At 64.6% G+C, this 10,792-nt stretch carries 10 protein-coding genes; 1 reads left to right on the forward strand and 9 read right to left on the reverse strand.

Going from position 1 to position 10,792, the window contains the following annotated elements; genetic code table 11:
* The 6 genes from LJ737_RS26655 to LJ737_RS26680 form a co-directional block, all read right to left on the reverse strand.
* Positions 1-108, reverse strand: a 108-nt coding sequence (locus LJ737_RS26655) for an HU domain-containing protein (protein ID WP_227769840.1), incomplete at its 3' end; no start/stop codon positions are given.
* Between the two features lie 112 nt (positions 109-220).
* Complete coding sequence (locus LJ737_RS26660; RefSeq protein ID WP_227769831.1) at positions 221-1,936, reverse strand: TonB-dependent receptor; 1,716 nt, start codon at positions 1,934-1,936, stop codon at positions 221-223.
* A gap of 106 nt (positions 1,937-2,042) precedes the next feature.
* Positions 2,043-5,249, reverse strand: coding sequence for a tetratricopeptide repeat protein (locus LJ737_RS26665; protein ID WP_227769832.1), 3,207 nt, complete (start codon positions 5,247-5,249; stop codon positions 2,043-2,045).
* A gap of 329 nt (positions 5,250-5,578) precedes the next feature.
* On the reverse strand, positions 5,579-6,004 hold the full coding sequence (locus LJ737_RS26670; protein ID WP_227769833.1) for a hypothetical protein: 426 nt from the start codon (positions 6,002-6,004) through the stop codon (positions 5,579-5,581).
* A 185-nt stretch (positions 6,005-6,189) separates the two neighbouring features.
* On the reverse strand, positions 6,190-6,597 hold the full coding sequence (locus LJ737_RS26675) for a hypothetical protein (RefSeq protein ID WP_227769834.1): 408 nt from the start codon (positions 6,595-6,597) through the stop codon (positions 6,190-6,192).
* A complete protein-coding gene (locus LJ737_RS26680) occupies positions 6,576-6,812 on the reverse strand; it encodes a hypothetical protein (protein WP_227769835.1) in 237 nt (78 codons plus the stop codon). The genes LJ737_RS26675 and LJ737_RS26680 overlap by 22 nt, the downstream gene beginning before the upstream one ends.
* 606 nt (positions 6,813-7,418) lie before the next feature.
* Between LJ737_RS26680 and LJ737_RS26685 the strand changes: the two genes are divergently transcribed.
* Positions 7,419-8,222 (forward strand): alpha/beta fold hydrolase, encoded by an 804-nt coding sequence (locus tag LJ737_RS26685; protein WP_227769836.1) that lies wholly within the window; start codon positions 7,419-7,421, stop codon positions 8,220-8,222.
* Between the two features lie 148 nt (positions 8,223-8,370).
* Here the strand turns inward: LJ737_RS26685 and LJ737_RS26690 are convergent, their stop codons facing one another.
* The 3 genes from LJ737_RS26690 to LJ737_RS26700 all read right to left on the reverse strand — a co-directional run bounded on the left by LJ737_RS26690 (position 8,371) and on the right by LJ737_RS26700 (position 10,657).
* The gene (locus LJ737_RS26690) at positions 8,371-8,838 is read right to left on the reverse strand and encodes an RES family NAD+ phosphorylase (RefSeq protein WP_227769837.1); all 468 of its coding nucleotides are present in this window, start codon (positions 8,836-8,838) and stop codon (positions 8,371-8,373) included.
* A gap of 3 nt (positions 8,839-8,841) precedes the next feature.
* Positions 8,842-9,306, reverse strand: coding sequence for an Xre family toxin-antitoxin system antitoxin (locus LJ737_RS26695; RefSeq protein ID WP_227769838.1), 465 nt, complete (start codon positions 9,304-9,306; stop codon positions 8,842-8,844).
* Positions 9,307-9,577: 271 nt separating this feature from the next.
* Positions 9,578-10,657: an NAD(P)-dependent alcohol dehydrogenase gene (locus LJ737_RS26700; protein ID WP_227769839.1), complete on the reverse strand. Its 1,080-nt coding sequence runs from the start codon at positions 10,655-10,657 to the stop codon at positions 9,578-9,580.
* Positions 10,658-10,792: the final 135 nt, after the last annotated feature.

A 10,792-nucleotide genomic window follows, 5' to 3' on the forward strand; every position in this document is an offset into this window, starting at 1 on the left:
CGGGTGCAGGCGGGCCGGCTCGTAGTCCGCAATCAGGCCGCCGAAGTCCGGGATGATGACGCAGTCATGGTCCCGGAGCAGGTGCTGGATGTGGTCGGTAAGCTGCAAGGAGGTAGTGTGCTGATGTGGTCGAATGTGCTGCGGTGCTAATGCGAGAAATGTGCTGAGGCGCCAATGAAGTCGTAGTCATTAGCACGTCAGCACATTAGTCATCAGCACCTTAAAACTGATAGCCGGCTCCCACGAGTACGTTGACGCCCTTGGACGGGTAGTTCAAGAAACGCTCGTACTTGCGGCCCAGCAGGTTGTTGCCCAAAACAAAGAACGAGAGATTTTCCGAAAAGCGGTAATCGGCCCGCAGGTTCAGGTCGATGACGGCGTCGGTTTTCTGCACGGTTTCGGTGTAGGTTACCGGGATGAGCGAACTGCGACGCAGCGTGGAACCGTAGCTCGAGCTGAGCACGTACAGCTCGCCGCCGAGCATGAGCTTCTCGTTCATGTTGTATGACCCGAAGAACACGCCCTGGAAGTTGGGCCGGTGAAAGGGCTTGGCCAAGGTCTTCACCTTGTAGCCGTTGTAGTCCAGCTTGGTGCCGAGGCGCAGCTTTTCGGCCGCGTTGTAAATCAGCTCGCCGTGCACGTTCACCAGTTGGGTGCTCCCGTCGCGGTTGTAGACGAGGTCGAAGCGCGAGGAGTCGCGCCCCGAGTTGTTGTAGAAGTACAGGTTGTAGTCGTTGGCCAGCGTTACCTTCACCGAGGCCTGCAGGGCGCGGGCCGGGGCGGCGTTGAAGCCGAAGAACACCGAGGGGCCGCGGCGGGTGTCGGCCACCTGCTGGCGCTTGCCCAGCCAGGCATTTTCCTGGGTCAGGTCGTAGAGCGTGACGCGCTGCAGCCCGCCGCCGAGGCCGCCGAAGAGCACGAATTTGTCCTGCACCACGGCGTAGCCCACGCGGATGGCCGGAAACACGGTCACCTGCTTGGCGTCGTTGATGGTGTCGCCGGTGTAGCCCAGGGTGGCGCCGATGCCCACGTCGAGCCGGTCGCCGATGCGCTGTTCGTACTGCGCGGTGGCCTGCACGAAGGGGCGGCTCACCGAGTAGGCCGAGTCCTTCTGCGAAATAAACGACAGGTCGCCGTCGAGGCGCACCCGGCCCTTTTCAGTCACGTAGTAGGCCGTGCGCAGCTGGGCGTACAGGTCCGATTCCTTGGCCTCGAACCGGTCTTTCCAGTAGCGGTACCCGCCGGCCAGGTCGTACTGAAACTTGGCGTCCCGGTCGCGGTTGCGCACGAATACTTGCGCGTCGGTGCGGAAGAAGGTCTGCTTGATGGAGTCCGGCGAAGGCTTGGGCTCCGTGGTGGGGTTGTAGCCGTAGAAGTTGGCCCGGTCGCGGCCCAGCTTCACGTTGGCGCCCAGCGTGACGGCGCCGCGGTACAGCTCGCCGTTCAAACCCAGCCGGCTCTGGCTCACCGAGGAGTTCTTGCCGTCGACGGGCCCGCGGGCCGAGGACAGGTGGCGCAGATCCAGGCCCAGGGCGTGGTCCTCGTTGCGGGTGGTGTGGGCGTGCGCTTCGCCGAAGAGCGAGGCGTAGTTACCCACGCCGAGGCGGGCGTAGTTGCCCTGCAGCGGCTGCAGTTCCTCCTGCTTGATGGTGAGCACCCGCACCGTGGGGTTGAGGTTCTGGCTGGGCAGGCGGAAGTCGGGGAAGGTGTATTTCACCGCCCGGTCGGCCTTGGCCGGGGCGGGCAGCTCCACCTTGTCGTAGTTGCGGGCGGCTTCGGGCAGCTGGTTTTCCCGCTCCTTCACCACTTCGATTTCGGCGTCCTCAATGGTGCCGCGGGTGCGGGGCTTGGTGGGCTGCCCCTGGGCCAATGTGGCGCCGGCGGCGGTGGCCAGCAGGGCGGTCAGGGCAAGGCGTTGGGAAGGGCTAACGCTCATGTACGGGGGTATGATGGATGCGCGGCGGCCTTCGGGCGTTGCTGTAGCTCCGAGGCCGCAGCGCATTCTTTTTCAGTTGACTATAAATTCCGGAAGCACCTCGCTCCTATTCCTCGCCCTCAGCCGGCGCGGCCGTATCGGTGTTGGTCGTGTCGGCGGGCGGCACCAGCGACTGGCGGGCACCGGTCTTGCCGGTCGGCGTTTTCACCGGGGCCTTGGTGGTGCCGGGCTTGGTCGTGGTGCTCGTGGTTTTGCCCTTGCCGGTGGTCGTGGTCGGGGCCGGCGTGGCCGCGTCGAGGGCGGCGAGCTTGCGCTTGGCTTCCTCGATGATTTCGGGCACCGGGAATTTGTTGTCGATGATGGAGCTGAGCGTGGCTTTGGCCTGGAAGGCTTCGCCCTGGTCGCGGTAGATGTCGGAGATGAGCAGGAAGCCGCGGCCCAGCCAGAGGTCAAACTGGTTGAAGTCGGAGTTAAGCTTGAAGGCCGCGTCGAGGGCCGGCTCGTATTTTTTCTGCTGGTAGAGCACGTCGGCCAGCAGGTACTGGGCCTCGGCCCCGTTCACGTCCACCGTCCGGGCCGATTCGGTCAGGCCGGCCACGGCCGCGTCGAGGTTGCCGGCTTTGTAGTCCGACTTGCCCACGTAGAGCTTGGCGGCGCTGATGACAGTAGGCGCGGCGCTGCCCTCGGTTACGATTTCCGAAGCCACGCGCTTGGCGTCGGCGTAGGTGCCGGCTTCGTAGAGGCTGCGCACCAGGCCCAGGCCGGCGCTGGCCCGCTCCCGGGCGACGCGGGTGGTTTGGCGCAGCCGGTCGTAGTACTTGGCGGCCTCGGTGTAGTTCTTGTTTTCGAACTCCAGGTCGGCCACGCGGGCCACGGCGCGGTTCACGTACTCGCTCTTGTTTTCGTCGACCACGGCGCGCAGGCGGGGCAAGGCGTCCTGCTTGCGGCCAGTTTTCAGGTAGGCATCGGCCAGGAAGAAGCGCGCGTCGGCGGCCAGGGTGCTGCTGGTGTGCTCCTTCAGGTAGGCCTCCAGGCGCGGAATGGCCTGGGCGTACTTCTCGGCGGTGTACAGGGACTTGGCCGCCTCAAACTCCACGCTTTCCACCGACTTGTCGTTGGGGTTGGTGGCTTTGTACTGGGCCAGGTACTGGTCGAATTCCTCGGCTTTGCCGCCGGCCGACAGGCTTTCTTGCAGGCTGGCAATGGCGTTGGCTGCGGCTTTGGTGCGCGGAAACTGCTGGAGCACCTGCTTGAAGTCGGCGGCGGCTTTGTCGTACTGCTGCAGGTTCTGGTACGAGGTGCCGCGCTTCACCAGCGCCGAGGGAATCAGCGTGGAGTTGGGCCGGTTGTCGATGAGCTTCGTGAAGCCCTCGATGGCCGGCTGGAAGTTGCCGCTTTCGTAGTCCAGGTTGGCCTGCTGGTACACCGCGTCCTCGGCGTAGCGCGAGTTCGGCGACACCCGCAAGAGCGTCTGCAGGGTCTGGGCGGCTTCGTCGCGGCGGCCCATCAGGCCCAGCGTGAGGCTTTTCTGGTAGTAAGCAAAGTCCTTGTCGGCGGCGTTGGCCTGAATGACTTTGTTGTAGAGCTCCAGCGCCTGCGCGTAGTTTTTGCTGATGTAGTAGGTGTCCGCCAGGCGCAGGGTCACGTCGTAGTAGTTCGGGTCGGCGGCGGGCTTGGCCACCGGGTCGCCGAGGTACTGCTGGAAGTAGGGCCGCGCCTGGTCGTACTTTTTGGTGTTGTAGTAGGCGTAGCCGAGGCCGTAGCGGGCCTTCTGGTCGTAGTCGGTCTGGGCGGCGGCCCCGTCGCGGGCGGTGCGCAGGGCGGCGGTGTAGGAGCTGATGGCCTTGGGGTACTCCTGCCCGATGCTGTACACGTCGCCGCGCAGCACCTCGGCCCCGGCCCGAATGGCGTCGTCCTGGGAGTACTTCAGGCTTTTCTCCAGCACCGGCAGCGCCTGCTGGTACTGCCCGTTGTTGTAGAGCGTGGCGGCCTGGTAGTAGGCAATGCGCTGGTAGGAGGCGTTGAGCTTGCTGGTGCGCTCGTCCACGTTGTCGAGGTAGGCCAGGGCGCGGGCGTAGTCGGTGGTCGTGAGGTAGGCGTCGGCCAGCAGCTCGTTGGCCACCGCGCGGTTTTTGGAGCGCGGGTATTTCTTGCCGAACTCCTCCAGGGCCGTGATGGCGTCGGGCGTGTTGCCCAGCTCGTAGCTGACCTGCGCGTACTTCAGGGCCGCATTTTCGGCCACCTGCTTGTCGAAGGTGGCCTTGCGGGCCGCGTCGAAGCTATTCAGCGCGAGCTGCTTGGAGCCCGTCTGCAGGTAGCTTAGGCCCAGGTGGTAGGCCGCGTTCTGGCCCAGGGAGTCGCGCCCGGCGGCAATGCCTTTAAACGAAGCGGCGGCGCCTTTGAAGTCGCCCTGCTTGAAGTTGGCGTAGCCGATTTTGTACTGCACCATCGGCTCGATTTTCTTGCGGCCGGCGGCGTATTTGTCGAAGTACTCGGCGGCTTTGGCCCAGTCCTGCTTCTGGTAGTAGGCGTCGCCCACCAGCAGCTGAATCTCGTCGGCCGACTGCGGCGGCGGGGTCTGGGCCAGGGCCTTGGTGCCGTAGCTGATGAGCCCGTCGTAGTTGCCCTCCTTGTAGTAAATCTGGCTCATGATGGCCGGCACCACGGGGCGGTAGGCGTCGTTTTGCTCGGCGGTGGCCAGGTCGGTGCGGGCGGCCTGGAAGTCGCCGGCGCGGTACGCGAGGTAGCCCGCGTAATAGCTGCTGGCGTAGCGGAATTCGTGGTTGCCCTGCTTGTTGCGGTCGAAGAGCAGGCGGGCCTTGTCGTATTCCTTGAGCTGGAAGTGGCTGTAGCCCTGCTTGAACTCGGCCTCGGCGCGCTGCTCGGCCGTCAGGTTGTCGGGCGCCACCTTGCTCAGGTAGCTCACCGCCGCCTTGTAATCCTTCTTGTCGAAGTAAAACTTGCCGAGCTCGAAGTAGGCCGCGGCGGCCTTAGGGTGGGCCGGGTTGTTTTCGGCGAAGGCGAGGATGCGCCCTTCCGCGTCGGGGTGAAACAGGTACAGGCCGCTGACGGCCACGTAGTACTCCGCGTCGGCGGTTCGGTCGCGCAGCTCGCCGGTGCGGCGGATGGTGGCGTCGAGGTACTGCTGGAAGGACTGCTGGGCGGCGCCGTATTGGCCGCGGTCGAACAGGTCGAGGCCTTCGAAGTAGTAGTGTTCCTCGTTGGTGAATTTCTGGGTATGCTGGGCTTGCAGGGCCAGGGGCGTCGCGGCGCTGAGCGAGGCCGCCAGCGCCAGGCGGGGCAGTAACTTCATTGGCGGTGCGTTGCGGGGGAAGCCGGTGCCAGGCGGAACCGGGTCTGGTCAAAAGTAGGGAAAAATGCCCGCGGGTTGCGGGCTTTTGGCTGCTTTCAACGTGGATGAGGGGAAATGTGGTGTGCAATCTGCCGGTACTGGCGCGAGTTTGACACCACGCAAGGCATATCCACCCCGCACGGGAGGCGGCTATTCCCTGTCAGAACGGCAAGGCTGCCCGAATGTTGACAAGCCGGCACCCGGCCGCCTTGCCGCGGCCGACGTCCCCCGGCGTTGCATGACAAGACGCTGAAACGCAGCTTGAGGCCCGCCGCAGTTGCAGCCTTGCTTTAGCGGGCGTACGTTTCGATGTACACGCTGGTATTGCGCTGGCCGCTGGGGTAAATACGCCCCAACACGTATTTCAGCTCTAATTCGTGCTCGGTCAGCTTCAAGATGCTGTACTCCCGCTGGTCATTGCCCAGCATCAGACGCAGGGTACTCCCCGTGCGGGTATAGGTGAAGGGCAGCCCCGATTGGCTAGGGACATCGTCATCCCCAAAGTGCTGCCACGTGTTATCCGTCAGCACAACATAGCCTGATGGCCAGGGCAGTGCCTGCTCCCACACGAACTGCCCGTTGCCGTCGTATAAACTTTCCTTGTAGCTGTTCATCCGCCAGCTTCCAGCCAACGCCGGCTCCGGTGCCGGAGCCGGCGTGTCTTTGTTGCACGCAGTCAAGCCCAGCAGCAGCCCCGCGGCGTAATAATATTTCATGGGATTGAGCGGGTAAGTATCCGGAGCGGTTTCACCCGCTGTAGTACGGGGCAAATATAGCCGTCGGGCCGTCAGCTGCTCCCGCCGCCCCATCACGCGGGCCGCTCGTTGCTTTGTTGCGCGCCATTGCTTGCTGCCAGCATTGGCGGCGTCGACGGACAGTGCTTCCAAACCGCTCCCTCCTGCTATCTAGCCCCGCCTGTTTGGTGCAGCACGACGCGGATGCTGTCCCAGCACGGGGTGCGCCCGCTGAGTTGGTGCAGGCGCTCGAAATACGCCAGCACGTCCAGCGTCCGGGGCTGAAAGCCGGGTTTGCTGAACGTATAGGTGACGCGTGGGCAGAACATGCAGCGTTCGTATTGCACTCCGTAGAAGTACCCGGTGCTGTCGGAATAAGTGGTGTCTACTGCTCGGTCGTCGTGGTAGGTAACGACTTTGACGCCGTCCAATGGCTTTTGGTCGCCCGCCTGCACGTAGCCACTACCGCCAAGCGGTGTTTTTTCCCCCACCAGAGGCAATTCCCGGTAGGTCAGCACGAGGCAGAGCAGGACCGCAGCCCCAAGTAGCCAGATCAACGCAGGTTGGAGTTGCATACGGGTAACACGTGTAGTTGCGCAGTAGCCGGTAGTTGCCGGCAAGGTATGCTGCCGGGCCCGACGTCAAACGTCATCATGGGCACGTTGCACCGGCGCAGGCGGGAACCGCTGCCGAACACCGGCGCATCACGCAGCAGGTAGTCGCCTTTCAGCTCCACCACGCGCGCTTCGTGGTCCAGGCAACCCGCGCTGCCCTTTTCCGTGCCCAGCATCAGGTACAGCGCGCGGCCGGGGGCTGCGCAACGGCTGCACTGCGCCAGACGCACATTGGATGGCCGGCGCGTACGCCAACCGCTTTCCGGCCCGGTTTTTCACTGCAGCACCGGAATGCTGATGGCGCCGCGGGAGTTGCCGGCATCGTACTGGAACGTGTACACCCAAAACTGCGCGGCGTCGTGGGCGGTGGCGGTTCATTGCAGGCCCAGGCGGCGCGTCTCGGCCGTCGATAGGCCGTGGCGCTGCAGATAAGTGACCAGTTGCCGGGTCGTGCCTGCCAGCAGCTCTGCTCCCGTTCCGTCACCGTCTTCCTGGTTGGTAATGGCAAGATTTTGCTCCAGCGCGGCCTCCGTTGGATTGGTTGGCCGGCTGTGCCACCCCGGGGCCCGTACTGGCCAACGCGCCCAGCAATACGGCGCCCAGGCGCACCACGCGTCAGGTGTAACCGTTGTTCGTCGGGAGCCCGGCGAAAGGCAGGTGACCGGCCGTGAAAAGAATTCTTCCGGCCTTCCCGGCCGGGTGCACACGTCCGTTCCTAAGTTCGCGCCCCGGCAACTACCGCTGCATTTGCCCCTCCCCCTGCCTTATACCTCGCCACGAACATGAGCACCTGGTCTTCCGCGGTCTGCGAAACCAACGGCATCAGCCTGCACTACACCCGAACCGGGGGGGCCAAGCCGCCCGTGGTGCTGCTGCACGGCTTGATGACCAACGGCCTGTGCTGGTCGGAGCTGGCCCGGGTCCTGGCACCCGACTACGACGTCATCATGCCCGACGCCCGGGGGCACGGCCGCTCGAGCGCGCCCGCCGCGGGCTACCGCTACGCGGATCATGCCGCCGATGTGGTAGGCCTGCTAAGCGCGCTCCAGCTGCCGCCGGCGTTTCTGCTCGGCCATTCCATGGGGGGCATGACGGCCGCCGTGGTGGCCAGCCGCTGCCCCGAGCTGCTGCGCGGCCTGCTCCTGGCGGACCCCACCTTTCTAAGTCCCGAAGTCCAGCGCGACGTCTACGCCAGCGACGTGGCCGAGCAGCACCGGCAACTGCTCACCCGTTCCTTGGCGGAAGTTCTGGCCGACGCGCGCCGCCGCCACCCGCACCGCCCGGCGGAAACCCTGGAGCTCTTCGCCCGGGCCCGGCTGCAAACCAGCCTGCGCGCCTTCGAGGTACTCACGCCCCCGAATCCCGATTTCCGGCAGTTGATCAGCCAGCTTCGCACGCCCACCCTGCTGGTGTTCGGGGACGGGGGCATTGTGTCGGCGGCGGTGGCGCAGGAGCTGCACCAACTTAACCCCAGCGTTGAATTTGCCCAAATCCCGGACGCCGGCCACGCGCTGCAGGTAGACCAGCCCGCGCGCTTTGCGGCGGCGGTTACGCGCTTTCTGCGCGCCAGCGGGGCGGCGGGCTGAGCACCAAGGAGCCACGCCGCTGTTGCTACAGCGGGTTTTCGAACGCCGCAAAGACGCGTATTGGCGTCTTGCTGTTGGCCCCGTACTGTTCCATGATCAGACGCCAGTACGCGTCTTTGCACTCCGCTGCGGCTAGCCAAGGCCGAAGTTACGCCGCTCCCGCGTCGGAGGCTTTGATGCGGGCGTCGAAACTGAACGGCTCCCGGGCCACGATGCGGATGCGTTGGAAGTCGGGGTGGCGGCTGTGCAGCAGGTAGTTGCTTTCCTGCGGTACGATGGACGAGGGCACGCGCAACACGGCCGACTGGCGGGCTTCGTACCACTGGCTGCCCAGGGGTTGGCACACGGCGTAGCGGCTGGCCTTGGCCCAGTCGGGCGGCAGCTCGGTGAGCAGTACTTCTTCCACCAGCAAGTCGTCGGGCACCTCGATGACGAGCACCCGAAACTGGTCGTTCAGGCCCTCGCCGCTGCGGTGCACCACGTTTTCGAGGCAGGCCAGGGCCCGGCTGGCGGCGCAGTAGATGACGAACTGGTCCTTATAGTTCCAGCGGGCCCGGTAGCCCGAGGCGAAAAGGCCGTCGGCGTACTTGGCCAGGCAGATGCGGTAGAGCAGCACCGGTTACGACAGGTCGCCGTGGGCAATGCGCTGCAGCTCCTCGGCTACCAGGTCGATGCCGCCGGAGGTTTCGAGCAGGCGCAGGGGTACTTCCTGATCCAGGCCGTGGGCGGGCTTGTCGAGCCAGCGCAAAAAGGCCGCCGCTTCGCCAAACACTTCCACCCCCAGGTTGTAAAGGGCAATGATCTTAAGCGTCTTTTCGCTGCTGGCGGCACTCAGCGGGCGGTTTTCCTGGGAATAGCTGCGCAGGGTCTTGGTCGACAGCTCGTAAATGGCCTCCAACTCGTTGGGCTGCAGCTGGTAGGCCTGGGCCACCTCAAAGGCCGTGGCCGCGGGCACGCCCTTGCGGGCTTCGAGCACCAGGGCGAAGGAATCTTTGCCGGTGCGGCCCCAGGCCGCCCACTTCTTGCGCAGGGCCACGGGCAGAGCCGTCGTGGAGTCTTTGGGTTTGATGCTGGCGGTGGCCATAGCGGTAATCGAATTGACGGTCGAAACTTAGGGAAATTTTTCCTTATAACGCGGAAATTTTTCTTTTAGGTTCCGCTGTTTGTGTCAAACCATCGGCGCTAACGGCATCAAGCAGCCCCAGCAGCCGTGAGGCGTTTCAATCCGCGGAGCCGGCAGGGTTGGCGGGCTAGTCACGCCCCCGTCGGCACAACGACGAAGCGGGGCCGCGCGCCCGTTTCCGGCTGCGCGGCCCCGCCCTGCCGGGTTGCGGATAGCATTGCCCGTCGGCCGGCTAGGCTTCCTGCTTCAACGAGGCCATGTCGATGACGTAGCGGAAGCGCACATCCTTGTCCATCAGGTGGTCGAAGGCCTTGTTGATGTCCTGCATGGGAATCAGCTCCACCTCGGGCAACACCCCGTGCTCGGCGCAGAAATCCAGGACTTCCTGGGTTTCGGCAATGCCGCCGATAACCGAGCCGGCCACAGTGCGGCGGTGCATGGCCATTTCCTGGTTGTTGAGCGGGGCCTTGTACGGTCCGATCAAGCCCACCGTCACCAGGGCGCCGTCGCGCTTCACCAGGCTCACGTAGTCGTTCACGTCGAAGGCGTCGGGGATGGTGATGAGCACCAAATCGAACTGCAACTCATGGGCCTTCATGGCGTCTTGGTCCGAGGAAATCAGCACCTCCTGGGCGCCCAGTTTTTCCGCGTCTGCGCGTTTGTCCTTGGAGGTGGTAATGGCCGTCACGGCCGCGCCCAGCGCGCGGGCCAGCTGCACGGCCATGTGGCCCAGCCCGCCGATGCCCACCACAGCCACCCGCTTGCCGGGGCCCGCGCCCCAGTGCTTGAGCGGCGAATACGTGGTGACGCCGGCGCACAAAATGGGCGCCGCCGCTTTCACGTCCAGCGCCTCGGGAATGCGTAGCACAAAGCTTTCCTTCACCACGATGTTGGTGGAATAGCCGCCGAAGGTGTTGAAGCTCTCGTCCTGGGGCTTCATGTAGCCGTTGTAGGTGGCCGTCCAGCTCACCGGGCCTTCGCAGTAGTTTTCCTCGCCGTGCTGGCAGGGCTCGCACGTGCCGCAGGAGTCAATCATGCAGCCCACGCCCACCAGGTCGCCCACCTTGAACTTGGTCACGGCCGGGCCCAGGTCGATGACGCGGCCGACGATTTCGTGGCCGGGCACGCAGGGGTAAATCGTGTTTTTCCAGTCGTTGTGGACTTGGTGCAGGTCGCTGTGGCACACGCCGCAGTACAGAATGTCGATGTGTACTTCGTCGGCCTTGGGCGTCTGGCGGTCGATTTCCAGCTCTTTCAGCCCGTTGAAAATGGAATTGGTGGCGCCGTAGGCTTTGGTTTTGAGGGTGGCCATGCGGGGTGTCGGTTGTGGTGAGGGGCTGAACAGGCGGCCGCTTGCCCGGCCGGCGCCCGGAATCGGGGCCTTGGCTTAACGCGCCCGGCGCCGCGGCGTTGGGCGGGGTTACTTATTTGTCACCCCGCCCAACGC

This window comes from Hymenobacter sp. 15J16-1T3B, from assembly GCF_020711235.1.
GTDB lineage: Bacteria > Bacteroidota > Bacteroidia > Cytophagales > Hymenobacteraceae > Solirubrum.

Bases quoted from the DNA above. Each gene is read 5' to 3' on its own strand.
- LJ737_RS26675 (WP_227769834.1), bottom strand. From the start codon at position 6,597: ATGCAACTCCAACCTGCGTTGATCTGGCTACTTGGGGCTGCGGTCCTG.
- LJ737_RS26695 (WP_227769838.1), bottom strand. From the start codon at position 9,306: ATGGCCACCGCCAGCATCAAACCCAAAGACTCCACGACGGCTCTGCCC.
- LJ737_RS26680 (WP_227769835.1), bottom strand. From the start codon at position 6,812: ATGCTGGGCACGGAAAAGGGCAGCGCGGGTTGCCTGGACCACGAAGCG.
- LJ737_RS26700 (WP_227769839.1), bottom strand. From the start codon at position 10,657: ATGGCCACCCTCAAAACCAAAGCCTACGGCGCCACCAATTCCATTTTC.
- LJ737_RS26665 (WP_227769832.1), bottom strand. From the start codon at position 5,249: ATGAAGTTACTGCCCCGCCTGGCGCTGGCGGCCTCGCTCAGCGCCGCG.
- LJ737_RS26685 (WP_227769836.1), top strand. From the start codon at position 7,419: ATGAGCACCTGGTCTTCCGCGGTCTGCGAAACCAACGGCATCAGCCTG.
- LJ737_RS26660 (WP_227769831.1), bottom strand. From the start codon at position 1,936: ATGAGCGTTAGCCCTTCCCAACGCCTTGCCCTGACCGCCCTGCTGGCC.
- LJ737_RS26670 (WP_227769833.1), bottom strand. From the start codon at position 6,004: ATGAAATATTATTACGCCGCGGGGCTGCTGCTGGGCTTGACTGCGTGC.